The sequence below is a fragment of the Amycolatopsis samaneae genome, from assembly GCF_039541975.1.
GTDB classification, from domain to species: Bacteria; Actinomycetota; Actinomycetes; order Mycobacteriales; family Pseudonocardiaceae; genus Amycolatopsis; species Amycolatopsis samaneae.
Map to the genome: position 1 here is coordinate 308,016 of NZ_BAABHG010000007.1, position 23,528 is coordinate 331,543.

Consider the following 23,528-nt stretch of genomic DNA (forward strand, 5'->3'; position numbering starts at 1 on the left):
GGCGGCGTGACCGGGAGCCAGTACCGGTCGGGGACCGGGTGGATCAGCCGTTCGCGAGCGCCTGGAGCCGGTCGTAGGCGCCGTTGAAGACGTTCTGGTCGATGGGGCTCGAGGTGAACTGCCAGAACGTGTAGAAACCCCAGTTGTAGGGCAGCGCACCCGGTGCGGAGGCGTACCGCGCGACCCAGAGCGGTACCGTCCCGGCGAACTGCTGGGACGTGCCGACGCACTGGCTCCACCAGCTGGTCGAGGTGTAGAACACCGGCCAGCGGCCGGTCCTGGCGTGATAGGTGTTGTGGAAGTCCCTGATCCACGCGCCCATCGCGGCCTGGCTCTTGCCGTAGCAGGTCGCGCCGTAGGGGTTGTACTCCAGGTCGGCGGCCCCGGGCAGGGTCTTGCCGTCACGGGACCAGCCGCCCCCGTGGTCGACGAAGTAGTTCGCCTGCGCCGCGCCGCTGGAGCGATCCGGCAGCGCGAAGTGGTACGAGCCGCGGATCATCCCGATCTTGTAGGAGCCGTTGTACTGCTGGGCGAAGTACGGGTTGGTGTACCCCGTGCCCTCGGTCGCCTTGACGTAGGCGAAGCGCTTCCCCTGGCCCCACCAGTGGGCCCAGTCGACGTTGCCCTGGTGACCGGACACGTCGATCCCGGCGACCGAGGCCTCGACCTGCTGGCCGGTGGCGTCCGTGCCGCGGGCCAGTTCGGCGGCCCTGCGGGTGTCCGGAGTGGACCCGTCGCCTTCGACCCGGCGGATCTGGGACCCCATCTCGTGGTCCTGGTCGATGGCCGACGTGCTGGTGGTGGGGGACGGTTCGGCCGTCGCCTGGACCGTGGAGCCGAGCAGGAGCGCCACGGTGGGGACGGCGAGAACGGCGAGCAGAGCTGATCGCCGGCCTCTTCGAGAAGTGGACGTCATACGAATCCCTTCACAGTTACCCTCGCTGAGGACGGCTTACTGCAGGTAGCCGTCCAGGCACGATTCTTAGCTGCCGAACGCCGGTTTGTCACCGAATTCCGTGAATTTAGGCACCCACGTGAGTGAATTTCTCGGCTAGTTGATCTCTACTTCGTGACTCGGTAACCCCGCAGGTCAGCCCCGCGCCAGCGCGTGCAGCCGGTCCGGCGAGCCGTTGAACCAGTTCTGGTCGCCGGGCAGCGCGCCGTGGTTCGCGAACTGCCAGATCGACTGGAATCCCCAGCTCGCGGGCAGGGGGCCGACCTGCGTGTCGTACCGGGCGAGCCACAGCGGAGTGTCGCCGAAACCGCCGTTGTCGCCCGTGCACCGCCGCCACCAGGTGGTCGACGTGTAGATCATCGGCGCGCGCCCGGTCCTGGCGCGGTAGGTGCCGACGAAGTCCCGGATCCACGCGACCATCCCGGCCGCGTCCTTGCCGTAGCAGGTTTCGCCATAGGGGTTGTACTCCGCGTCGAGCGCGCCCGGCAGCGTCCGCCCGTCGCCCGGCCAGCCACCGCCGTGGTCGACGAAGTAGTTCGCCTGCGCGGCGCCGCTCGACACGTCGGGCAGCGCGAAGTGGTAGGCGCCGCGGGTCAGCCCGGCGGCGTGCGCGCCGTGGTACTGCTGCGGGAACTGCGGGTTGACGTAGGTGACGCCTTCGGTCGCCTTCACGTAGACGAACCGCGCGCCCGCACCGGCCGCGGCAGGCCAGTCGACGGCGCCCTGGTGACTGCTGACGTCGTGGCCGAGCACCTGGTCTTCGGCGGCGTAGCGGAGATCCGGCGCTCCACCGGCACGCTCGTACCGCTCGATCTGCGACCCCGCGTAGTGGTCCTCGGGGCCGGTGACGGGCCGGGCGTCCGCGGCGGCGGGGGCCTGCGCGCATAACACGATCCCGGCGGCGATCGCGGCGGCGCCGCGGACCGGACGATGCTTCACCCTCGAATCTCCCTCACCGGACGCATGTACTCCGATGAGGCTCACGATGCCCCTGTGACGCGAGTGGGTCGACCTTGATCACCCGAAGGTGTTTCCACCGTGGTCGTCACACGCCGTGAAGGCCTCCTTACCAGCATCGGACGCCGGTAAGGAGGCCTTCACGGAAACGTCGTCGGGGGTCCTACTTCCGTTCGTCGGCGAGCGCGCGGATCAGGTGCTCGGCGGGCACGACCGCGGTGATCCGGTCGTGCGGGTTGATCGCCACCGGGTGCCCGCCCAGCAGCGCGACGATGTCCCTGCCCAGCACCGCCCTGGCGTGCGGCCACTCCTTCGGCACCATCGACTTCGCGGTGTACGCCGGCACCATGACCCGTCCGTCGGTGTTGTGGAAGCCGATCACCGTGCGCTGCACCGGCGACATCGCGTACACGAACAGCGTCGAGTCCAGGATGACGCGGGGCAGGTCCTCGGCGGGCCGGTGCTCGGTACGCACGAGTTGCAGCAGCCGTTCGAGCTCGCTGCCAGGCTCGGGGAAGCCGAGCGCCTTCGGCGACGGGCGGTACCGGTCGTTGGGGTGGAAGTCCGCCACGATGTCTCCGTCCGCGTTGACCGGATACGCGCCCACCACGGCCCAGGACGGCACCGGGCCGTTGGGGTCGAAGGCCTCGTCGATCACGTAAAGCCAGCTGTTCGGGTTGGCGCGTGCGTTGCGGCGCATCTCGGCGGTGATCTCGGGTTTCCCGGTCCTGCCCTGCCCGCCCCGGCCGCCCGGTTTGCCCGGCCTTCCCGCGGGAGTCTGCGAAACCATCCGATCTGCCTCGTCCCGCTGCGCCATCGCCATCCCTACGTCCCGGGTGCCTGAAGGATCTAGTTCTGCCACTCTACTGTTTCCCCATGGTCTCTTCGCGTTCGGTCGACCCCGCTGAGTTACGCGCCGCGGTGTCGGCGATTTCCTCGTGGCTGCAGGGGAACGGGCCCGATCCGGCCCGTCCGGAGCTGGCCGCGGCGGTCCGGCTGAGCCTGCGCACCCTGGCCGCCGACGCGCCGGGCCGCAGCGTCGAGGTCCGGGTGCCGCCCTTCGCCGCCGTGCAGTGCGTGGAGGGTCCCCGGCACACCCGGGGCACCCCGCCGAACGTCGTCGAGACCGACCCGCGGACCTGGCTCGAACTTGCCACGGGTGCGCTGGACTGGGCCACCGCGGTCGAGACCGGCAGGGTGAACGCCTCCGGCTCCCGTGCCGATCTCGCGCGGTGGCTGCCGCTGCTGCGGATCTGACTCAGCGCTTGAACCCGACGCCGCCCGCGATGCAGTACTGCGCCTCGTTGAGGTCCTTGATGCGCGGGCCGTCCGGCCACCAGTCGACGCAGCGGATCACGCCGGGCTCGACCATTTCGAGACCGGGGAACAGGCCCTCGATCTCGGCCTGGGTGCGGAAGGTCCCCGAGCCCATCGGGCTGTGCAGGAACATGTCCTCCATCTTGCGGGCGGTCTGGCTGTGCTCGTCCTCCGGGTCGAGGAAGTGCGAGACCGCGACGAACGATCCCGGTGCCAGGTAGGAGACGAACTCCCGCATGATCTCGGCCGGGCGGCCCTGCGGCCCGTTGTAGTGGTGCAGGGTCCCCAGCTGCAGGAACGCGACCGGCTCGTCGAAGTCGATGAAGTCCCGGACGTCCTTGTTGTTCATCAGGTCTTCGGGCACGAAGATGTCGTCCGAGACGAAGTGCGTGTTCTCGTTCTCCTCCAGCAGCGCGCGCCCGTGCGCGAGCACCACCGGGTCGTTGTCGACGTAGACGACCGTGGCGTCCGGGACCAGCCGCTGGACGACGTGGTGGGTGTTCTCGGCGGTGGGGAGGCCGGAGCCGCAGTCGAGGTACTGCTTGATGCCGGTCTGGCTGGCGATGAACCGGCAGGCCCTGATCAGGAACGCCCGGTTCTCGGTCGCGAGGTCCTTGGCCTCCGGGGCCACCGAGAGCACCTTGTTCAGGGTCTCGCGGTCGATCTCGTAGTTGTCCTTGCCATCCAGGAAGGCGTCGTAGACCCGCGCGATACTCGCCCGTGTCGGGTCGACGCCGACGGGGACGGACCGCTCCGATTTGGTGGCTCCGGTCATCAGGACCTCGCAACATGTGGGGGAAATCTCTACTCTACTTAGAGTAGAGCCACGTACCCGCGCGGTAAACACGAGCCGTCCCTATGCGAGAGCGTCCGGTGCGTGTACTTTCAGTAGCTGGACTGGCATATCCTGGTGAAGAAACGTGTCGTACGGAAGGGCTGATCATGAACGCGGTCAACGCGTCCACTGGTGAGCAGAGCCTTGGTCCGACAGCGCGCCGGATGATCCTCGGCTCGCAGCTGCGACGGCTGCGCGAGGAAGCGGGCATCACCCGGCAGCAGGCGGGGTACAGCATCCGCGGTTCGGAGTCCAAGATCAGCAGGCTCGAGCTGGGCCGGGTGGGCTTCAAGGAGCGGGACGTCACCGACCTGCTGACCATGTACGGCGTCAGCGACGAGGGTGAGCGCGACGCGTTTCTCGAACTGGTCAAGCAGTCCAACGAGCCGGGCTGGTGGCGGCGCTTCAACGAGACCATGCCGACCTGGATGTCCGGGCTCGTCGGTCTGGAGGAGGCCGCGGCGCGGATCCAGATCTGGGAGCCGCTGTTCGTCTCCGGGCTGCTGCAGACCGAGGAATACGCGCGGTCGATCGTCAGCCACGGCCGTCCCGACATGACCGACGAGCGGATCGATCAGGTGGTCGCGCTCCGGATGCGGCGGCAGAAGATGTTCAGCAGGCCGGACTCGCCCCGGGTGTGGACGGTGCTCGACGAGTCGATCCTGCATCGCCCGATCGGCGGCGCGCAGGTGCTCAAGCGGCAGCTCGAGCACCTGATGGAGATGATGACGCTGCCGCACGTCTCGGTGCAGATCCTGCCGTACGACCGCAGCGGGCTGTCCGCGGAGCACGCGTTCTCGCTGCTGCGGTTCGCCGAGCCGGAGCTGCCGAACATCGCCTACGTCGAGTACCTCACCGGTGCGCACTACCTGGAGAAGCGGGACGAGATCGAGAAGTACAGCCGTGCTCTCGACATGCTCGCGGTCGACGCGGAGACGCCGGACCGCAGCCGCACGATGATCGCGAAGCGCCGCCAGGAAATCTGACGCTTATTCGTGTTTCCTCAATCGGGGTATCGGGTTCAAAACATGACTACGAGCCGTGACGATAGACCTGAACGAGTGACGCTTTACCCCCTTTTCAGGGTGGTCTTCAACAGTCTGTTTATTACATAGCGAGAAAGTTGCAAAAACTTCTGCACGTGCATTTACCGTTGCAGGCGCTCGTGCTAGCGTTCTACACACAGGCAAATGCACATGCAGATGCATCTCCTCGGAGAACGCATCCGTCCAGGCTTCACTGTTCGGGAAGGTGGGGACCATGGCAGAGCGGTTCGAGAACGGCATTCCGGCCGACCGGCTGGCGGGCGCTCAGTGGCGCAAGGCCAGCTACAGCGGCGCCGTCGGGAATTGCGTGGAAGTAGCGCCTTTGGCCGGCGGGGACGTCGCGATGCGTAATTCGCGATTCCCGACCGGCCCGGCATTGGTGTACACCCGCGCCGAAATGGCCGCGTTCCTCGCCGGTGCCAAAGACGGGGAATTCGACGATGTCCTTCAATGAGGTTCTCGCCCCCGAAATCACCGATATCGAATCCGGGTTGCAGGAATTGATTTCCCGGGGGTATCAGTTCGTGCACCAGAGTGACGAACGGGGCGAGGTGTCGGCCGTCGTCGGCGTGCGGGTACACGACCAGGTGGTCGACGTCGTCCGGCTCAACTCCGAGGACGACGTCGAGGCCACCCGGATGCCCGGCGGCGAGGAGAACATCTTCGAGCCGGAGCGGTGGTTGTGGCGCTCGCGCGGCGAGGGGGCGCGGGTCCTCACGGAGGTCCTGGCGCTGCCGGACGAGTAAGCCTTTTCCCGGTTCCGGGTGTCGTCCTCCGGAGTCAGCGGTGCCCGAGCGCGCCCACGCCGAATCCCCCGTTGTCCGGGGTGTGGCGGGGCGCGTTCCGGCGTTTACGGAGCGTCGTGTCAGCAGGGGACGGGCCGGAATGCGAAGTGGGCAGAACCACGTCGGGTGAGGCCGGATTCATAACCGGACCGTTTACACTGAAGGCGGCCTGACCACGTCATCCTGGGAGCACCTCGGTGGTTTCCGACCCGTCCCTCGCCGGACAGTCCGTACCCGACCAGCCCGATCCGGAGCCCCGCGAAGAGTGTGGTGTCTTCGGTGTGTGGGCGCCCGGAGAAGAGGTCGCGAAGCTGACCTACTACGGGCTGTACGCACTCCAGCACCGCGGCCAGGAGGCCGCGGGCATCTCCGTCTCCGACGGCTCGCAGATCGTGGTCTTCAAGGACCTCGGCCTGGTCAGCCAGGTCTTCGACGAGCAGGTCCTCCAGTCGCTGCAGGGCCACATCGCCGTCGGGCACTGCCGGTACTCGACGACCGGGTCGACGATCTGGGAGAACGCGCAGCCGATCTTCCGGACCACCTCGACCGGCAGCGGGCTGTCCTTCGCCCACAACGGCAACCTGGTCAACACCGCCGAGCTGCGGGAGCGCACCGACGCGGCCGGTCTGAAACCGCACGCCGGGCTCACCGGCTCGTCCAGCGACTCCGACCTGGTCTGCGGGCTGCTCGCCGCGAACGCCGCGGACAAGGGCATCGAGGCGGCGGCGCTCGAACTGCTGCCGACCCTGCGCGGCGCGTTCTGCCTGGTCTTCGCCGACGAGAACACGCTGTACGCCGCCCGTGACCCGCACGGGGTGCACCCGTTGGTGCTGGGCAGGCTCGAACGCGGCTGGGTGGTCGCGAGCGAGACCGCGGCGCTGGACATCGTCGGTGCCTCGTTCGTCCGCGAGGTCGAGCCGGGCGAGCTGATCGCGATCGACGCGGAGGGGCTGCGGTCCTCGCGGTTCGCCAACCCGGAGCCCAAGGGCTGCGTGTTCGAGTACGTCTACCTGGCGCGTCCGGACACCTCGATCGCCGGCCGCAGCGTGCACGCGACCCGCGTCGAGATCGGTCGCAAGCTCGCCGCCGAGCATCCCGCCGACGGTGACCTGGTCATCCCGGTGCCGGAGTCCGGGACCCCGGCCGCGATCGGGTACGCGCAGGGCTCGGGCATCCCGTACGGCTCCGGTCTGGTCAAGAACGCCTATGTCGGCCGGACGTTCATCCAGCCTTCGCAGACGATCCGTCAGCTGGGCATCCGGCTCAAGCTGAACCCGCTGCGCGAGGTCATCCGCGGCAAGCGGCTGGTCGTGGTCGACGACTCGATCGTCCGCGGCAACACCCAGCGTGCGCTGGTGCGGATGCTGCGTGAGGCGGGCGCGCTGGAGGTGCACGTCCGGATCGCGTCGCCGCCGGTCCGCTGGCCCTGCTTCTACGGCATCGACTTCGCCTCGCGGGCGGAACTGGTCGCGAACGGGGTGGACCTGGACGGCATCCGCCGGTCGATCGGGGCCGACTCGCTCGGCTACATCTCGCTCGACGGTCTGGTCGCGGCGTCCGAGCAGCCGAAATCGCGGCTGTGCACGGCGTGCTTCTCCGGCGAGTACCCGATCGCGCTGCCCGAGGACGCGCTGATCGGCAAGCATCTGCTGGAAAGCCTCGACTCGGTCAATGGCGCGGCGACCCCGGTCGCCCCCGCCGGGTACGGTGCCGAGGACGCCGTCCGGCGTCCCTAGCCTGTTTCCCAGATTTGGAGTTCACCAGTCGTGAGCGAGTCCACGAGCGCCACGTACGCCGCTGCCGGGGTCAGCATCGACGCCGGTGACAAAGCCGTCGAGCTGCTCAAGCCGCACGCCGAGCGCGCGAGCAGGCCGGAGGTGCGTGGCGGTGTCGGCGGTTTCGCCGGTCTGTTCTCGCTGAAGCTGGACAAGTGGAAGGAGCCGGTGCTCGCCTCCTCCACCGACGGCGTCGGCACCAAGATCGCGGTCGCGCAGGCGCTGGACAAGCACGACACGATCGGCATCGACCTGGTCGCCATGGTCGTCGACGACCTCGTCGTCACCGGCGCCGAGCCGCTGTTCATGCAGGACTACATCGCGGTCGGCAAGGTCGTCCCGGAGAAGGTCGCGGCACTCGTCGGCGGTATCGCCGAGGGGTGTGTGCAGGCCGGCTGCGCGCTGCTCGGCGGGGAGACCGCCGAGCACCCCGGGCTGATGGCCGAGCACGACTACGACATCTCGGGCACCGGCATCGGGGTCGTCGAGGCCTCGGCCGTGCTTGGGCCGGAGCGGGTGCGGCCGGGTGACGTGGTGCTCGCGTTCGGCTCGTCCGGGCTGCACTCCAACGGATACTCGCTGTCCAGGCACGTGCTGCTGGACATCGCGCGGATGCCGCTGGACGGGCACGTCGAGGAGTTCGGCCGCACGCTTGGCGAGGAACTGCTGGAGCCGACGAAGATCTACGCCAAGGACTGCCTCGCGCTGGCGGCCGAGACCGAGGTGCGCACGTTCGCGCACGTCACCGGTGGCGGCCTGGAGGCGAATCTCGCCAGGGTCATGCCACGCGGACTCGTCGCGCGGCTCGATCGTGGGAGCTGGACCCCGGCGCCGGTGTTCGCGCTGATCGGACAGCGCGGCAAGGTCGAACGCGTCGAGCTGGAGAAGACGTTCAACATGGGCATCGGCATGGTCGCGATCGTCGACGCCGAGGACGTCGACCGGGCGCTCGCGATGCTGACCGCGCGGCACGTCCCGGCCTGGGTGCTCGGCGACGTCCAGCCCGCCGAGGACCCGGACGGGCCACGCGCGGTGCTCGCCGGCGAGCACCCTCGCTTCTGAACCGGAAATCGGTTCGCACCGGGCTGTCACACTGGAGTGGTGACTGATGATGTGGTGGTCGGCGCCCGGTTCGTGATCCCGGACGCCGAACTGGGCGAGCGGTTCTCCCGGGCGTCGGGCCCGGGAGGCCAGGGCGTCAACACCACCGACTCGCGGGTCGAGCTGTCCTTCGACGTCGTCCGTTCGCCCTCGATCCCCGACGACCTGCGGGAGCGGGTCGTCGCCCGGCTGCGCTCGCGGCTCGTCGACGGGGTCATCACGATCGTCGCGCGTGAACACCGCTCACAGCTGATGAACCGCGAAGCCGCGCGGGCCCGGCTGGCGGCGTTGCTGCTGGAGGCCACCGCGCCGCCTCCGCCACGGCGGCGGGCGACGAAGCCGTCCCGTGGCTCGAAGGAACGCCGGCTGGCCGCGAAGAAGCGTCGCGCCCAGGTCAAACGCGGCCGCGGCGGCCGCTTCGACGACTGAGCCGCGGTGGTCCGTGGGGGCCTCCTTGAGGGACTCCAGGTCCCTCAAGGAGGCCCCCACGGACCTGAGGGGTCAGGACAGCGAGAGGTGGACGCACTCGGCGGCGCGGCGGTAGCCGATCCGGGCGTAGATGCGTTCCTCCGGCTCGCCCGCCGGAGTCAGGAACACCGTCTTCCCGCCCCGCTGGTGAGCCTCGGCGGTGAGCCACGAGGTGATCGCCGCGGCCACCCCGCGCCGCCGGTACCGTTCGCGCACGCCGATCCCGGCGATCTCGGTGGTCGCGTCGAGCAGTTCGGTGCCGACGCCGCCGCCCACCGGGTCGCCGGTGGCGGTGTGCACGGCGAGCACCGCGAGGCCGCCGCGACCGACGAGGTCCCGCAGCGACGCGATGTCTTCGTCGCCCGCGGGGTCGTGCTGGTCGTACGCCTCGCGCTGGGCGTTGATCATCGCGAGGAACTCGACGTCGGACCCGGGGGCGAGCAGCGTGAGGTCCTCGGGACACGGCCACGCGACGGCGTCCTCCGGCGCGCAGGTCATCAGCGGGATCCGGCGTTCGAGGGCATAGCCGCGTTCGCGCAGCACCACCTCGGTGGCCGGGACGACCTCGGTCAGGAACTCCAGCCGGGGTGTCAGCTCGCGACGGCGGTACGCCGCGGTCAGCGCGTCGACCTCGGCCGTGGTCGGCACCGCGCCGTCGTCCGGCACGGCGTAGTTGAGCATCGGGTGGCCGGTGTGCGTGCTGTAGGTGGCCAGGAACGGTCCGATCCGCTCGGTTTCCCGGCCGCGTGCGGCCATGGTGCGGATGTAGGACTGGACAAAACTGAGAAAAGACACTTCGGAAAGACCTTTCGAGCAGGACGAAGAGGCGCCATGAAGGCGCGAAGGACGCTGGGGTGAGGCGTCGGGCCTAGCTGCGACCGACGCCGACGGCGGCGGTAGGCATTGGCTGTCCTCATGCTCGAAGTGAAGCTGACGGGAGAAGTCTCCCACGCGACGCAAACGATTAACCCTGCTCAGCCCGGACGTCTGGCGGTGTTCTCCTCGGCCGTTCTCGCCTCGTTCGGGCAGGCCGGATAGCGCCGGTCCCACACCGAGCGGGGCACGCGCAGCGTGCGGGGCGGTGCCGGGCAGATCGTCCGGCGGCGCTGGACCGGGATCCGGACGGGTTCCGGCGCGCCGAGCCGGTCGAGCACGCGCCAGGCCCGCCGGGTCAGCGCCGCGCCCAGTGTCGCGCCGACGGTGTTGAGGATGACGTCGTCGGTCGAGGTCACCCGGCCGACCTGGATCAGGTACTGGGCGCCCTCGATCGCCGTCGAGGTGGCCATGGCCGCGCACAGCACCCGCAGGAGCGAGCGCAGCGCCGGGACCCGCAGCGGGAGCAGGGCGCCGAGCGGGCCGAGCAGCAGCAGGTTGCCGGTGGTCTGCCAGAACGCGCTGCCGCTGGTGAAGGTGCCGGCGAGGTCGGCGCCGGGCACCAGGTCGAGGATGCTTTCGTGCGAGTCGCCGACCTGCATCGTGGCCAGGCGCAGCACCAGCACGCCGAGTACGCAGAGGGTGACGTCCAGCGCGGCGGTGGCGCTGGCGTGGCGGTGCGGGGCGGTGCGCTGCCGGTGCGAAGCGAGCATCGGCCAGGCGAAGAACGCGTAGCAGAGAGCCAGGATCGACACCGGGATCATGTCCCCGAAGACGTGCAGCAACTCGGCCATCCGTCCCCTTTCCGGGCTTCAAGATCGGCTCGCCGCAAGATCACTCTCGCATCGCAAGATCCGCTTGGCATGTCCAAGGGCGCGCACTATTCGGTGATCTTCGGCTGGCGGGCCGCAGGCAACCGTGCTTGGGTCGGAGCGGGAACCGTCCACAGTGGATGCTGTGGACAACCCTGTGGATGAATTTTGGGCAGGCGCGGAAAAGCTTTACGTCACAACGAAAATCCACGTCGTCCGGCTGTGTACTACTTCGGCTTTCCCATGGGGTGGAACGCCGCGCCCGGCGGCTGGAACGCGCGGTTACCGGTGGTGACCGTCGGCGGCGAGTTCCCGCGCGCGTTCGATGACGGTCTGCAGGTGCAGGCCGCGCCGTGCGTCGCAGGGATGCGCGGTGGTGCCACTGGCGATCATCGCGGCGAAGTCGTCCAGCAACGCGGTGTAGGACTCGCGCGCCGCGCCCGCCTTCCGGCCCAGCGTGCGGTAGCCGTGCTCGCCGTAGATCGCGACCTCGACCACGGTCGGCTGAATCGGCAGCCGCAGGGACAACGTCGCCGTGCTGGTCGCGCCGCCTTCGTGCGCGAAGAGCAGCTGCCAGAGGTCGTCCGGGCCACGGTGCGCGGCCAGCACCTCGGTGATCGGGCCGAGCGCGGCGTCGAGCAGGTCGAACGCGTGCGGGCCGACGTCGTAGAGCGCGCCCGAATCCGTCCGCCAGCTCGAACCCGCGTACTGGCCGCCCAGCAGCGCGCCGGAGAGCCAGCGGGCCCCGCCGCCGCGCCAGCCACCCGCCTCGGCGATCCCGGCCAGCCAGTCCCTGGTCTGCTCCGCGTACCGCAGGATCAGCACCATGAGGGCGGCGACCCCGGCCGCGTCGACGGCGTCCGCGAGGCGCCGGGCCCCGGCGAGATCGCCGGCCAGCGGCTTCTCCAGGATCAGGTGCTTGCCCGCTTCGGCCGCGCGGACGCCCAGCTCGGCCTGCACGGCGGGCGGCACCGCGAACGCGACGGCGTCGACCTGGGCGAACAGCTCCTCGACGCTGCCCGCGGCGGTGGCGCAGTGTGTCTCGGCGAGTTCGCGGGCGGCCTCGGGGCGGCGGGACCAGACCGCGCTCAGCGTCGTCCCCGGATGATCGGCGAGGCTCGGCGCGTGCACCGTCCGTGCCCACGGACCGGTACCGACGAGGCCGACGCGAAGCTGTCCCTGTCCCACGATCGGTGAGTGTAGGTGTGGCTCGCGTCGCTTCCGGAGTCCGCCTCCCGTGGGTTAACGTCAGCGGGTTAGACCACCTCGCCCGGGAGAAGCCGGTGAAAGTCCGGCGCTGACCCGCAGCCGTGAGCGGCCCGTGACCGTGAGCCGGATCGCCCGTGCCTGGTGCTCCCGAAGTTGTCGAGGTCCATCCGGGAGTCCTGGGGCTGACGCCGTCGTGCGCTGGTCGGGGGCGCCTGCGACGGACCGGGAAAGGTGCCCGATGTCCCGCACACGTCAGTCCGCCGCGGTCCTGGCGAGGCTGCTCGCCGTCGTCGCGCTCGTGCTGCTCGGCGGAGCCGGTGCGAGCACGCCCGCGACCGCCGAGCAGGGCAAGGGCGTCCCGGGCTACTGCCAAGACGGTGCCGGGGTGACGGTGATCGTGGACTTCGGGGACCTCGGTGGGGACCCGGTCGTCCGGTGCGCGCCCGGCGAGCAGGCCACCGGCATGACCGCGCTGCAGAACGCGGGCTTCGCCGTGACCGGCTCGCAGCGTTACGGGCTCGCGGTGGCCTGCCGGATCGACGGCAAACCGGGCCCGGACGCCGAATCCTGCGCCGCGATGCCCTCGGCCACGGACTTCTGGGGCTACTGGAACGGCGCGAACGGGGCCTGGGTGTCGAGCCAGGAGGGCGCGACCACCCACAAGCCGGCGCCGGGCGGCTTCGAGGGATGGGCGTTCTCGCACGGGAAGTCCTTCGGTGCCAACCCGCCGCCGCGGGTCGCGCCGGTGCGCGCCGCGCAGCCGCCCGCGACGTCGCAGGCCACCGGTGCGTCGGCGGACGCGGGCTTCCCGTGGGGCGTCGTGCTCGGCGTGGCCGCGCTCGTGGTGGTCGGTGGCGCCGCCGTGTTCGTGGCCCGGCGGCGCCGGCGTGGCGTTCAGTAACCTCGGCCGCGCGCCGCGGACGCTGCATCCCGGCGCGTGGTGGGTGTGGGCGTTGTCGCTGGCCGTCGCGGCGAGCCACACGACCAACCCGCTGCTGCTCGGGCTGATCATCGCGGTGGCGGGACTCGTGGTCGCGAACCGGCGCAGCGACGCGCCGTGGGCCGTGGCCTTCCGGCTCTACGCCTACGTCGGTGCCCTGGTCCTAGCCTCGCGGATCTTCTTCCGGATCCTGATCGGCGGCGAGGACGGCGGGCACGTCCTGTTCACCCTGCCGAGCATCCCGCTGCCCTCGATCGCGGCCGGGATCACGCTGCTCGGGCCGACGTCGGCGGAGGAGCTGCTCGGTGGGTTCTACGACGGGCTCCGGCTGGCGACCATGATCATCTGTATTGGCGCGGCGAACGCGCTGGCGAACCCCAAACGCATGCTCAAGGCGGTCCCCGGGGCGTTGTACGAGGTCGGCACGGCGGTCACGGTCGCACTGTCGGTCGCGCCGCAGCTCGTCGAGAGCGTCCAGCGTGTCCGGCGGGCGCGACGGCTCCGTGCCGGGCGGCAGCGCGGGATGAAGGCGTTGAAGGGCGTCGTGATCCCCGTGCTGGAGGACGCGATGAACCGATCGCTGCGGCTCGCCGCCGCGATGGACTCCCGTGGCTACGGGCGGCGCGGCTACCTGAGCCCGCGAGTGCGGACGTTGATCGGCGTCTGTGTGCTGGGCGGACTGGTGGGCGTGTGTGTCGGCGTCTACGGCGTGCTCGACGGGACGTCGACGTGGCTGGGGCTGCCGATGCTGGTGGCCGGGCTCGTCGCCGCCGCCGTCGGATTCGTCCTCGGCGGCCGCCGGGTGCGGCGGACGCGGTACCGGCCGGATCGGTGGCGGCTGGAGGAGACGCTGGTCGCGCTGTCCGGGGTGGGCGCGTGCGCGTTGCTGTTCCTGACCGGGCACGTCGACGCCACGGATCTCTATCCGTCGCTGAATCCCTTGCGCTGGCCCGAACTTTCGCCATGGCACGCGCTTTCGCTGCTGGTCGGCGTGGTCCCCGCGTGGCTGGCGCCGCGTCCGGTCCCGGTCATGGAGGTGTCGCGGTGATCGAGTTCTCGCAGGTGAGTGTCACCTATCCGGACGCGACGAGGCCGACACTGTCCACTGTGGACCTTTTGGTCGAGGAGGGCGAGCTGTGCCTCGTCGCCGGGCGCACCGGCGCGGGGAAGTCGACGTTCCTCGGGGCGATCAACGGGCTCGTCCCGCACTTCACCGGCGGGCTGCTCTCCGGACGCGTGCGCGTCGCGGGCAAGGACACGGCGAAGCATCCGCCGCGCGAATTCGCCGACGTCGTCGGCGTGGTCGGTCAGGACCCACTGGCGGGATTCGTCACCGACACCGTCGAGGAGGAGCTGGCGTACGGCATGGAGCAGCTGGCCGTCCCGCCGGAGGTCATGCGCAAGCGCGTCGAGGAGACCCTGGACCTGCTGGGCATCGCCGAGCTGCGTAACCGTCCACTTCGGACACTGTCGGGCGGGCAGCAGCAGCGGGTCGCGATCGGCGCGGTGCTGACCGCGCACCCGAAGGTGCTCGTGCTCGACGAGCCGACGTCCGCGCTCGACCCGACCGCCGCCGAGGACGTGCTGGCCGCGATCACCCGGCTCGTGCACGACCTCGGAACCACGGTCGTCGTCGCCGAGCACCGGCTCGAACGCGTCGCGCAGTACGCCGACCGCCTGCTCCACCTGCCCGGCGACGGTTCGGTGCGGTCCGGGACGCCCGCGGAGATCCTGGCGACGGCCGACGTCGCGCCGCCGATCGTCGAACTGGGCAGGCTCGCGGGCTGGTCGCCGCTGCCGCTGTCGGTCCGCGACGCCCGCCGTCGCGCCGGACCGTTGCGCGACCGGCTTTCCGAGGTGGTGATGCGCCCCAATGTGGCGTTCGGTGCGTTGGACGCACCCAATGCCACATTGGGGCGCTCGGGCCCCGCGCTCGAGGCGAGCTCCGTCCAGGTCCGGTACGGGGACGTGGCGGCGGTGCGCGGGGTCGACCTGCGGCTCGCGCAGGGAGAAATCCTCGCGTTGATGGGGCGCAACGGCTCGGGTAAGTCGTCGCTGCTGTGGGCGGTGCAGGGCAGCGGTCCGCGGTCGGGCGGCAGGGTCGACGTCGGCGGCGCGGACCCGCACGCACTCAAACCACGCCAGGCGCGGGCACTGGTCGGGCTCGTCCCGCAGACCCCCGGCGACCTGTTGTACCTCGATTCGGTCGACGCCGAATGCGCGCAGGCCGACCACGAGTCCGGCGCGGCACCCGGCACCGCGCGCGGCCTGCTCGACCGGCTCACGCCCGGTATCGACGGTGCCCTGCACCCCGGTGACCTGTCCGAAGGGCAGCGGCTTTCGCTCGTGCTCGCCGTCCAGCTCACCGCGACGCCGCCGGTGCTGCTGCTCGACGAGCCGACCAGGGGCCTCGACTACCAGGCGAAACGGCAGTTCGCCGCGGTGCTCGCCGAGCTGGCCGCGCGGGGCAGGGCGATCGTGGTGGCCACGCACGACGTCGAGTTCGTGGCCACGGTCGCGCACCGCGTGATCGTCATGGCCGAGGGCGAGATCGTCGCGGACGGGCCCACGAAGGACGTCGTCGTCGCCTCTCCCGCGTTCGCCCCGCAGGTCGCGAAGGTCCTCGCGCCGCAGGCGTGGCTCACCGTCGCCGAGGTCGCGAAGGCACTGCGTTGACGAAGGACGGGACGGTGGCGGACTTCCTCGCGCAGAGCAGGGCGGTGCGGATCAGTCCGCGCACCGCGCTCGTGCTCGCGGTGGCGGCGGTGCTCGGGCTGGCGATGTTCGGCTGGCCGTTGTTCGCCCAGCCGCAGCCGGGGGCGCAGGCACACGGGCTGGACGCGCCGTTCGTCTTCATGGCCACCCTGCCGGTGCTGATCCTGGTCGTGCTGGCCGAACTGTCCAGCGGCGGCATCGACGCGAAGGCGCTCGCGATGCTCGGGGTGCTGTCCGCGATCAACGCCGGACTGCGCCCGCTCAGCGCGGGTACCGGCGGTATCGAGCTGGTGTTCTTCCTGCTCGTGCTCGCCGGGCGGGTGTTCGGGCCGGGTTTCGGGTTCGTGCTGGGCTCGACGTCGCTGTTCACCTCGGCGCTGCTCACCGCCGGGGTCGGGCCGTGGTTGCCGTTCCAGATGCTGTCCTCTTCGCTGATCGGTCTCGGCGCCGGACTGCTGCCGAAACGGCCGCGAGGCCGGACCGAGATCGCGATGCTCGGTGTGTACGGCGTGTTCGCGGCCTACTTCTTCGGCTTCCTGATGAACCTGTGGCACTGGCCGTTCCTGCTCGGGTCCAACCTGACCGGGGCCACCGCGGGCCTGGAGTTCGTGCCGGGCGCGCCGGTGCTGGAGAACCTGCACCGGTTCGCCGTGTACACGGTGCTGTCCTCGACGCTGGGCTGGGACACCGGCCGCGCGGTGACGAACCTGGCCGCGATCATCCTGGTCGGGCCCGCGGTACTGACCGTGCTGCGCCGGGCCGCCCGGCGCGCCGCCTTCGACGCACCGGTCAGTTTCGCACCGGCACGCAGCGGTCCAGCAGGCCGATGAGTTCGGCCATCTTCGCCGCGTTCGGCACGTGCCCGGCGTCGAGGTCGAACACGGTGAAGCGGTTGTCCGGGGTCGCGGCGTCGGCCTCGCGGATCATCCGGTCCTGCAGCGCGAGCGGGATGATGTTGTCGCGCAGGTGCCGCACATAGACCCGGGGGATCCGGCCCCAGGTCGCGAGGTCGCCCCGCGAGTCCGTCGTGCTCTTGGCGAGCAGCTCGTCGGGTGCCATCGCGTTGAGGAAGCCGAAGAGTTCCGCGTCGGTCCCGTCGGTGAGGAACGCCGTCTTGGCCGCTTCGAGCAGCTCGGGCCTGTTGGTCCGCCAGTTGAACCGGAGCGCGCCGGTCACCGCCGGGTCCGCCGCGATGAAGCCGAGCAGCGTTTCGGTGTGGCTGGTGGCGGCCTCGGGAGTCGCCATGCAGTCGTTCGGCGTCGCCAGGTCCACGCAGCAGAGCGCGGTGTCGTAGACGAGCAGATCGATCAGTTCGGGCACCCGGTTGGCGACGAGGCTGATCGCGGCGCCGCCGATGCTCGCGCCGACCAGCACGACCGGACCGTGCGCGGCCGCGCGGCGCACGACCTCGACGGTGGCCTCGATCTGTTCGGCGACCGTGACCCCGGCCAGCGGTGACCGTTCGGTCGCGAACGCGGCGAGGTCCTGCGGGGCCTGATAGGACAGCCGGAACTGGCCGTCGGTACTCCGCTGGCCGGGCAGATCGACGCCGACGCAGCGGTGGCCGCGCAGGACGAGGTCGTTCGGGATCGTGGACACCCCGTTCGCGCCGGCGGCGAAGACGAACGTGGTGACGGGCTCGGTAGGCATGGCACCAGTCAATCGGCGGTACCGGTACGCGAACCAGCCGAGAAAGTACCCGCCGCGGACTACGAAAGTTGCGTCACGAGTAGGAGTAGAACCCGCGCCCGGTCTTCTTGCCGAGCAGGCCCGCGTCCACCATGCGCAGCAGCAGTGGCGGCGAGGAGTACAGCGGCTCCTTGAACTCCGCGTACATCGAGTCCGCGATCGCCTTGATGGTGTCCAGCCCGATCAGGTCGGACAGTCGCAGCGGGCCCATCGGGTGCGCGGTGCCCAGCTCCATGCCGCGATCGATGTCCTCGGCGGAGGCGAAGCCCGACTCGATCATCCGGATCGCCGAGAGCAGGTATGGCACGAGCAGCGAGTTGACGATGAACCCGGCCCGGTCCTGCGAGCGGATCACCGTCTTGCCCAGCGCCGTCGTCGAGTGCTCCTCGGCGCGGGCCGCGGTCTCGTCGCTGGTGAGCAGCGACGGGACGAGCTCGACCAGCGGCAGCACCGGCACCGGGTTGAAGAAGTGGATGCCGACGACCTGCTGCGGCCGCTCGGTGGCCATCCCGAGCTTCATGATCGGGATGGAGGAGGTGTTGGACGCGAACAGCGCGTCCGGCCGCTCGACGATCTTGTCCAGCTGCCGGAACACCTCGACCTTGGCCTGTTCCTGTTCGAGGATGGCCTCGATGACGAGGTCACGGTCGGCGAACTCGCCGATCTCGGTGGTGAACCGCAGCCTGCCGAGCGCCGCGTCGGCGTCCTCGGCGGACAGCTTGCCGTTCTTGACACCGCGCTGGAGTGACTTCTCGATCCGGGCCCGGCCCGCGTCGAGCGCCGGCTGGTTCACCTCGGTGACGAGGACGTCCAGTCCCGCCTTCGCGTGTACTTCGGCGATCCCCGAGCCCATCAGCCCGGCACCGACCACTCCTACCCGCGCCACGTCGGTCACCCGTCACTCCTTTGTCCTGCCGCGACGGTCGCGAACGCGGACGTCACGGCGAAATCTGGGCAGCACACGACGCACGAGGGTGGTTGCCGAGCCAGGCCCGGAACCACCCTCGTGTGTCACGAGTGCTCAACGACGACGGTACTCGTCGTAGTCGTCATATGGGTCTTCGTAGCGCTTGTCGTCCTCATCACGCCCGGTGTCGTGATGAGGACTATTCGACAGCTCGCGCTGCAAAGCATCGAAGTCGGTTTCGTGGGAGCTGTACTTGAGCTCTCGCGCCACCTTCGTCTGCTTGGCCTTAGCCCGGCCGCGCCCCATGGCTCGACCCCCTCGCACAGGGGCGGGGCGGCCGGGGGAATCGGCGGCCCCGCATCGTCTCGACAATTCTTTCCTGCTGACACCGTACCGTGTCCCGGGGGTTCGATGCGACGTGGCACGGTGTGCTTGTGGCCTCAGTGTCCGCCGGACGCTGGTTACCGGCCGGTCGGTGGCGATAGTCCCTGGTCGGCGTGTCACGATGCACGGGTGCTCCGACCCTTCGTGGCCTACCTCCGGGTGTATGAGCCGCTGCTCGCGCTGGGCGATCCGCCGGATCCGCGTCTGCGCGCGGCGGTGGCCGCGGCGAAGCTGCGCCGTGTCGACGCGGGCGGTCGCGAGCAGTTGATGTGGCTCAAGTCACAGCTTGGCGTGGTCAGGGGACTGCTGCCGGGCGAACTCCCGGACGGCCGTCCGGCGGCGAGTGTGCACACCGACGTTCTGGTGCTGGATCCCGACGAGTCCCCGCCGGGTCGCGGGGGCGAGGTCGGGCCCGCGCCGCTGGTCTGCCCGCTGGAACTGCGGGCGCGGTCGGCGGCGGCGCTGGTCTCCTTCCTCGGCGACGCCCACCCCGCGCTGAAGAACACGGTCCTGGAGGCCGCGGAGTTCAGCGCCGACGGCGTCCGCTCCCGGGCGAAGGCGGCGATGGCCGATCTGACCACGAACGCCGCGCACACGCTCTCGACGACGTGGAGCGTGCCGCTGCCGTGGTTCGTCCTCATCGACCCGGACGAGCGCAAGCTCGTGCTGGGCTCGGGCCGGGACGATCCGGCGAGGGAGCTGTCCTGGCGGACGGCGATCGGGGACGCGCGCGAGCGGGCCCGCGAGGCGGGCGAGCTGCTGGCGGCGACGTTCGGCGATTCGGGGCCGGGCCGGGTGCTGTTCGAGACGCGCCGCTGGCTGGACAACTTCCACCCCGGTTCGGTGGTCGAGCTCGACTACGGCGGGCTGGTGCAGCTGTTCGGCGACTCGATCCTGGAGTCCGACACGACCGCCGACGAGGTGCACGACATCCTCGACGCGCTCCGCTCCGGCAACGTCGAGGAGCTCGCGGAACTGTTCTCCGAGCTGCGGGACTTCTGGGGCGACCTGTCCGCCCACGAACGCGCGAACTGAAGTCAGAGACCGGCGACGCGCAGTTCGCCGACGGGACGCCCGCCGCCGAGCACCGTGCCGTGCAGCGCGTCGAGGCCCTCGGCGGTCACCCCGAGGCGGCGCAGCACGGCGGCGGCCAGCGGCCCGGCACCGCGCTTGCCGCCGTCGTCGAACTTGAACGCCACCGCGGTGCCATCGCCCAGGGTGTACGCCTGGACACCTTCGGCGCCGCCCTTCGCGAGCAGACCGTCCACAGCGGACATCAGCGTGGTGTCCTCGCGGCCGGTCCCGGCGACCAGCCAGGGGTGCGCGCGCATCGCGTCCGCGACCGGGCGTGCCTCCTCGTCCCGCACGAGCCTGCCGAACGCGCCGGCCAGACCACGCAGGCCGAAGGCGAACAGCGGCGCGCCGCAACCGTCGACCCCGGTGGCGGCGACCGGCTCGCCGGTGAACTCCTCGACGGTGTCCCGGATGACCCGCTGCAGCGGATGGTCCGGTTCTTCGTAACCCTCGGTCGGCCAGCCCGCGCGGACACAGGTGGTGAGCATCCCGGCGTGCTTGCCGGAACAGTTCATCGCGGCCTTCCTCGGCCCGGGCGCCGTGAGCTTGCTCGGCTCGTGCAGCGGGTAGTCGGCCGGGCACGCGAGGTCGTGTTCGGTCAGGCCCGCGGCCTCCAGCATCGCCAGCACGCGCTTGACGTGTTCGGGCTCGCCGGAGTGGGAAGCGCAGGTCAGCGCGAGGTTTTCGACCGGTTCGTGGTCGAACGCCAGCCCGGCACGCAGCATGCCGAGCGCCTGCAGCGGCTTGTTCGAGGAACGCGGGAACAGGGGCGAGGTGGTGTCACCCCGCTCCAGCAGCACCTCGCCGTCCGGCGCGGTCACGACGAGCGCGCCACGGTGGACGCTCTCCACGACCCCGGACCGGACAACCTCGACCAGGACCGGGTTCGTCATTGCTCGCGGCCTCCGCGCTCGGTGTCGAGCAGTTCGTCGACCGTGGCCGCGCCGTGTTGGTAACGCCGCGCGATCTCGGCGTTGAACGTGTCCATCACGCCCTGGACCTGACGCCGGTACTTCGAGACCGACGCCTCCTCTTCGGCGTAGGTCTTCAGTGCTTCGGCCAGCCGATCGCCGGTGAGGGAGCCGACGTCGGTCAGGTCGGTGTCGCCGATCAGCGCCTCGGCGTGTCTGCGGTGTTCGCCCGCTCTCGACGGTTCGAGCAGCTGGTGCCTGCCCGAACCGGTGGCGGGCCCGAGCGCGTTGTCCGACAGGATGCTGGCCAGCTGGTCGACGATGCTGCTGGCGCCGCCGGAACTGCGGCGCTGCTGCTCGGCGCGCACGATGTCGATGCGGGCATGCAGCAACCGGCGCAGGTAGGAAAGATCCGTCTCTTCCTGCGCCGCTTCGTTCCGGCGCTCGCGAAGGACCGCCAGGGGCAGTTCACCGAGGTCGGAGAGGTATCCCGGGGCGAGCACGCGGTCGATGCGCCGCCGCCCACCAGGCCGGACTTCGATCACGGGGTCATCCTGCTCTACATCCGGGGCCCACGCCAGGGGTGAAGTGAACACGTGTCATCACAGTCTTCACCCACGGAGCCGCTGCGCGGCCGCCCGGCCGGGCGCGGCACCCTCGGCCGGGACGGAGTCGGGGTCGATCGAGGCCTGCACCACGCGGTCCTCGTCGCCGACGAGCAGTTCCGTCGAGGGCGAGGTCGAGCGCTTGACCAGCGCGAGCGCGATGGGCCCCAGTTCGTGGTGCTGGATGACGCTGCCGACCCGGCCGACGACCCGCTCGCCCGCCCGCACCGCGTCGCCGGTCTCGGGGGTGATCTCCGGGGAGCCGTCCAGGTGCAGGAGCAGCATGTGCCGGGGCGGGCGGCCGACGTTGTGCACCTTCGCGACGGTTTCCTGGCCGCGGTAGCAGCCCTTCGCGACGTGCGCGGCGGAACCGACCCAGCCCACTTCGTGCGGGATCGTGCGTTCGTCGGTGTCGACGCCGAGACGGGGGCGCAGGGACTCGACCCGCAGGGCGTCGAACGTCCACGAACCGGCCGCGCGCGCGCCCGCGTCGGTCAGCTTCCGCCACCACTCGGCGAGGTCGGCGCGCGGCACCGCGAGGTCCACACTGGACCGGCCGGGCCACGGCATCCGGCGGGCGAACCCGCCGCCGGGAAGCGCTGTCACCGCGTAGGGCTCCGGCCCCGGCTCGGCGCCGACCGCGCTCAGCAGCCTGGCCGCCTCCGGCCCGAGGACGGTGAGCAGCGCCAGCTCACCGGTCGCGTCGCGAATGTCCACTTCGGACCAGAACTTCATCGCCCCGAGGTATTCGCGCAGGGGCTGCCGTCCGCCCGTTGGCAGCGCGCTGGTGGCCGCGGCGCCGGGATCGCTGTCCAGCCAGACGGTTCCGTCGAGGTGCGCGAGCACCATGTGGGTGTCGACGCGGCCCTGGCTGTCCAGCACCAGTGCCTCGGTCCCGCTGCCCTCGGCGAGTTCGGTGACGTGCTGGGAGATGACCAGGTGCAGCCAGGAAAGCCGCTCGCGGCCGGACACCGCGATCAGCTCGCGGTGCGAACGGTCGATCACCACGGCGCCGCGCGAGGCGGTCCGCTGTTCGGCGAACGGATCGCCCCAGTGCCACGGCACTCCCGCTTCGGGGTGTCCCTCGGGCGGCGCGATCGAGCCGGGAGCATCGAGCAGCGGTGAGTGGTACGGCATGAATACCAGCCTAGTCTTTCGGTTCGGTGTGACGTCGCGGTCGATTCGTGTACCGGGTGCGGGATCCGCGGCTCAATACCCCGTCCTGCCTCGGCGTAACCGGCTTGTGCGAATTTTCGCGAGTAGGGTGTCGCCATGCGCGTGCTTGCCTTTCTCGACGGAACCCTGGCCGATCCCGATGCCGCCCACATCCGGGTGGACGACCTCGGCCTGCTCCGCGGCGACGGTGTGTTCGAAACCATCCTCGTGGTCGACGGCGTCCCGAGGGAACTGCGCGCGCACCTCGACCGGCTGGCGCGGTCCGCGGCGATGCTCGACCTGCCCGAACCCGATCTCGCCGCCTGGGAACGCGCGGCGCTCGCGGTGATCGAGAACTGGCGTGGTGGCCGGGAAATCGTGCTGAAACTCCTCTACACCCGTGGTGCCGACGGCGATCCCGCCGGGCGGCCGACCGGTTTCGCGCTCGGCATGGAGGTCGACCCGAAGGTGCTGCGCGCACGCGCCGAAGGCGTCTCGGCGGTCACGCTCGAACGCGGTTTCACGCCGGAACTCGCCGAGCGCGCGCCGTGGCTGCTGCTGGGCGCGAAGTCGGTGTCGTACGCCGTCAACATGGCCGCGCTGCGGGAGGCCAACCGGCGCGGCGCGGACGATGTGATCTTCACCGCAGCCGACGGTTCTGTGTTCGAGGGCCCGACCTCGACGGTCGTCCTCGCGAAGGAGGGCACGCTCTACACGCCGCCGTCGAGCATCGGGATCCTGCCGGGCACGACCCAGTTCGCGTTGTTCCGCGGCGCGGAGAAGAGGGGCTGGTCGGTGAAGGTGGAGCCGCTGCGCGTTTCGGACCTGCTGGCGGGCGAGGGTGTCTTCCTGGCCTCGTCGGTGCGGATGCTGACCAGGGTGCACACGCTGGACGGCCGGGCGCTGCCGGATTCCGGCGCGGTGCACGCCGAGCTGATCGCGGCCTACGAGGCCGAATACGCGTCCTGATCGTTGCTGGGCACGGCTCGGATGTGCTTCGTATCTGCGGGGTAGG

Annotated in this window: 26 protein-coding genes and 1 riboswitch; of the genes, 13 read left to right on the forward strand and 13 right to left on the reverse strand. The window is 70.4% G+C overall.

Annotated features, from left to right (window positions below; translation table 11 throughout):
• Positions 1 to 43: 43 nt before the first annotated feature.
• The 3 genes from ABD987_RS20485 to ABD987_RS20495 all read right to left on the reverse strand — a co-directional run bounded on the left by ABD987_RS20485 (position 44) and on the right by ABD987_RS20495 (position 2,735).
• On the reverse strand, positions 44 to 916 hold the full coding sequence (locus tag ABD987_RS20485) for a lysozyme (protein ID WP_345395654.1): 873 nt from the start codon (positions 914 to 916) through the stop codon (positions 44 to 46).
• Between the two features lie 174 nt (positions 917 to 1,090).
• Positions 1,091 to 1,894, reverse strand: coding sequence for a lysozyme (locus ABD987_RS20490; RefSeq protein ID WP_345395656.1), 804 nt, complete (start codon positions 1,892 to 1,894; stop codon positions 1,091 to 1,093).
• 181 nt (positions 1,895 to 2,075) lie between these two features.
• Positions 2,076 to 2,735 (reverse strand): type VII secretion system-associated protein, encoded by a 660-nt coding sequence (locus ABD987_RS20495; RefSeq protein WP_345395658.1) that lies wholly within the window; start codon positions 2,733 to 2,735, stop codon positions 2,076 to 2,078.
• Positions 2,736 to 2,788: 53 nt separating this feature from the next.
• Here ABD987_RS20495 and ABD987_RS20500 point away from each other — a divergent pair, with 53 nt between their 5' ends.
• Positions 2,789 to 3,169 (forward strand): sterol carrier family protein, encoded by a 381-nt coding sequence (locus tag ABD987_RS20500; protein ID WP_345395661.1) that lies wholly within the window; start codon positions 2,789 to 2,791, stop codon positions 3,167 to 3,169.
• A gap of 1 nt (position 3,170) precedes the next feature.
• Here the strand turns inward: ABD987_RS20500 and ABD987_RS20505 are convergent, their stop codons facing one another.
• Complete coding sequence (locus ABD987_RS20505) at positions 3,171 to 4,004, reverse strand: SAM-dependent methyltransferase (RefSeq protein WP_345395663.1); 834 nt, start codon at positions 4,002 to 4,004, stop codon at positions 3,171 to 3,173.
• Positions 4,005 to 4,171: 167 nt separating this feature from the next.
• On the opposite strand from ABD987_RS20505, the gene ABD987_RS20510 reads away from it, so the two are divergent.
• The 6 genes from ABD987_RS20510 to arfB all read left to right on the forward strand — a co-directional run bounded on the left by ABD987_RS20510 (position 4,172) and on the right by arfB (position 9,200).
• A complete protein-coding gene (locus ABD987_RS20510; protein WP_345395666.1) occupies positions 4,172 to 5,050 on the forward strand; it encodes a helix-turn-helix domain-containing protein in 879 nt (292 codons plus the stop codon).
• Positions 5,051 to 5,324: 274 nt separating this feature from the next.
• Positions 5,325 to 5,564, forward strand: coding sequence for a DUF397 domain-containing protein (locus ABD987_RS20515; protein WP_345395669.1), 240 nt, complete (start codon positions 5,325 to 5,327; stop codon positions 5,562 to 5,564).
• Between the two features lie 70 nt (positions 5,565 to 5,634).
• Positions 5,635 to 5,856: a hypothetical protein gene (locus ABD987_RS20520; protein ID WP_345395671.1), complete on the forward strand. Its 222-nt coding sequence runs from the start codon at positions 5,635 to 5,637 to the stop codon at positions 5,854 to 5,856.
• 236 nt (positions 5,857 to 6,092) lie between these two features.
• Entirely contained in the window at positions 6,093 to 7,631 is a 1,539-nt protein-coding gene (gene purF, locus ABD987_RS20525; protein ID WP_345395674.1) for an amidophosphoribosyltransferase, read from the forward strand.
• Between the two features lie 30 nt (positions 7,632 to 7,661).
• Positions 7,662 to 8,732, forward strand: a complete 1,071-nt coding sequence (purM, locus tag ABD987_RS20530) for a phosphoribosylformylglycinamidine cyclo-ligase (protein ID WP_345395677.1) — start codon at positions 7,662 to 7,664, stop codon at positions 8,730 to 8,732.
• A gap of 39 nt (positions 8,733 to 8,771) precedes the next feature.
• Positions 8,772 to 9,200, forward strand: a complete 429-nt coding sequence (gene arfB / locus ABD987_RS20535; protein ID WP_345395680.1) for an alternative ribosome rescue aminoacyl-tRNA hydrolase ArfB — start codon at positions 8,772 to 8,774, stop codon at positions 9,198 to 9,200.
• Between the two features lie 72 nt (positions 9,201 to 9,272).
• On the opposite strand, the gene ABD987_RS20540 is transcribed toward arfB, so the two are convergent.
• The 3 genes from ABD987_RS20540 to ABD987_RS20550 form a co-directional block, all read right to left on the reverse strand.
• On the reverse strand, positions 9,273 to 10,034 hold the full coding sequence (locus ABD987_RS20540) for a GNAT family N-acetyltransferase (protein ID WP_345395683.1): 762 nt from the start codon (positions 10,032 to 10,034) through the stop codon (positions 9,273 to 9,275).
• Positions 10,035 to 10,213: 179 nt separating this feature from the next.
• Complete coding sequence (locus tag ABD987_RS20545; RefSeq protein WP_345395686.1) at positions 10,214 to 10,906, reverse strand: VanZ family protein; 693 nt, start codon at positions 10,904 to 10,906, stop codon at positions 10,214 to 10,216.
• Positions 10,907 to 11,206: 300 nt separating this feature from the next.
• The gene (locus ABD987_RS20550; protein ID WP_345395689.1) at positions 11,207 to 12,112 is read right to left on the reverse strand and encodes a Gfo/Idh/MocA family protein; all 906 of its coding nucleotides are present in this window, start codon (positions 12,110 to 12,112) and stop codon (positions 11,207 to 11,209) included.
• A gap of 33 nt (positions 12,113 to 12,145) precedes the next feature.
• A riboswitch (cobalamin riboswitch) is annotated at positions 12,146 to 12,284 on the forward strand.
• Positions 12,285 to 12,371: 87 nt separating this feature from the next.
• Between ABD987_RS20550 and ABD987_RS20555 the strand changes: the two genes are divergently transcribed.
• From ABD987_RS20555 to ABD987_RS20570, 4 genes are read left to right on the forward strand one after another with little or no spacing between them, the layout of a single operon-like run.
• Complete coding sequence (locus ABD987_RS20555) at positions 12,372 to 13,034, forward strand: hypothetical protein (RefSeq protein ID WP_345395691.1); 663 nt, start codon at positions 12,372 to 12,374, stop codon at positions 13,032 to 13,034.
• A complete protein-coding gene (locus tag ABD987_RS20560) occupies positions 13,021 to 14,121 on the forward strand; it encodes a CbiQ family ECF transporter T component (protein WP_345395694.1) in 1,101 nt (366 codons plus the stop codon). Before ABD987_RS20555 ends, ABD987_RS20560 begins: the two co-directional genes overlap by 14 nt.
• A complete protein-coding gene (locus ABD987_RS20565) occupies positions 14,118 to 15,749 on the forward strand; it encodes an ABC transporter ATP-binding protein (RefSeq protein ID WP_345395697.1) in 1,632 nt (543 codons plus the stop codon). The genes ABD987_RS20560 and ABD987_RS20565 overlap by 4 nt, the downstream gene beginning before the upstream one ends.
• 14 nt (positions 15,750 to 15,763) lie before the next feature.
• Positions 15,764 to 16,618: an ECF transporter S component gene (locus ABD987_RS20570; RefSeq protein WP_378214199.1), complete on the forward strand. Its 855-nt coding sequence runs from the start codon at positions 15,764 to 15,766 to the stop codon at positions 16,616 to 16,618.
• On the opposite strand, the gene ABD987_RS20575 is transcribed toward ABD987_RS20570, so the two are convergent.
• The 3 genes from ABD987_RS20575 to ABD987_RS20585 all read right to left on the reverse strand — a co-directional run bounded on the left by ABD987_RS20575 (position 16,578) and on the right by ABD987_RS20585 (position 18,690).
• On the reverse strand, positions 16,578 to 17,438 hold the full coding sequence (locus ABD987_RS20575; RefSeq protein ID WP_345395703.1) for an alpha/beta fold hydrolase: 861 nt from the start codon (positions 17,436 to 17,438) through the stop codon (positions 16,578 to 16,580). The genes ABD987_RS20570 and ABD987_RS20575 overlap by 41 nt on opposite strands.
• A 73-nt stretch (positions 17,439 to 17,511) precedes the next feature.
• Positions 17,512 to 18,372: a 3-hydroxybutyryl-CoA dehydrogenase gene (locus tag ABD987_RS20580; protein WP_345395706.1), complete on the reverse strand. Its 861-nt coding sequence runs from the start codon at positions 18,370 to 18,372 to the stop codon at positions 17,512 to 17,514.
• A 126-nt stretch (positions 18,373 to 18,498) separates the two neighbouring features.
• The gene (locus tag ABD987_RS20585) at positions 18,499 to 18,690 is read right to left on the reverse strand and encodes a DUF3073 domain-containing protein (protein WP_345395709.1); all 192 of its coding nucleotides are present in this window, start codon (positions 18,688 to 18,690) and stop codon (positions 18,499 to 18,501) included.
• A 207-nt stretch (positions 18,691 to 18,897) separates the two neighbouring features.
• On the opposite strand from ABD987_RS20585, the gene ABD987_RS20590 reads away from it, so the two are divergent.
• Positions 18,898 to 19,803: a DUF8083 family protein gene (locus ABD987_RS20590; protein WP_345395712.1), complete on the forward strand. Its 906-nt coding sequence runs from the start codon at positions 18,898 to 18,900 to the stop codon at positions 19,801 to 19,803.
• A gap of 2 nt (positions 19,804 to 19,805) precedes the next feature.
• Here the strand turns inward: ABD987_RS20590 and ABD987_RS20595 are convergent, their stop codons facing one another.
• The 3 genes from ABD987_RS20595 to ygfZ form a co-directional block, all read right to left on the reverse strand.
• The gene (locus ABD987_RS20595) at positions 19,806 to 20,735 is read right to left on the reverse strand and encodes an asparaginase (RefSeq protein ID WP_345395715.1); all 930 of its coding nucleotides are present in this window, start codon (positions 20,733 to 20,735) and stop codon (positions 19,806 to 19,808) included.
• A complete protein-coding gene (locus ABD987_RS20600) occupies positions 20,732 to 21,298 on the reverse strand; it encodes an RsiG family protein (RefSeq protein WP_345395718.1) in 567 nt (188 codons plus the stop codon). The genes ABD987_RS20595 and ABD987_RS20600 overlap by 4 nt, the downstream gene beginning before the upstream one ends.
• A 66-nt stretch (positions 21,299 to 21,364) precedes the next feature.
• Positions 21,365 to 22,495 (reverse strand): CAF17-like 4Fe-4S cluster assembly/insertion protein YgfZ, encoded by a 1,131-nt coding sequence (gene ygfZ, locus ABD987_RS20605; RefSeq protein WP_345395721.1) that lies wholly within the window; start codon positions 22,493 to 22,495, stop codon positions 21,365 to 21,367.
• 135 nt (positions 22,496 to 22,630) lie between these two features.
• Here ygfZ and ABD987_RS20610 point away from each other — a divergent pair, with 135 nt between their 5' ends.
• On the forward strand, positions 22,631 to 23,482 hold the full coding sequence (locus tag ABD987_RS20610) for an aminodeoxychorismate lyase (protein WP_345395724.1): 852 nt from the start codon (positions 22,631 to 22,633) through the stop codon (positions 23,480 to 23,482).
• The last annotated feature ends 46 nt before the right edge of the window (positions 23,483 to 23,528 follow it).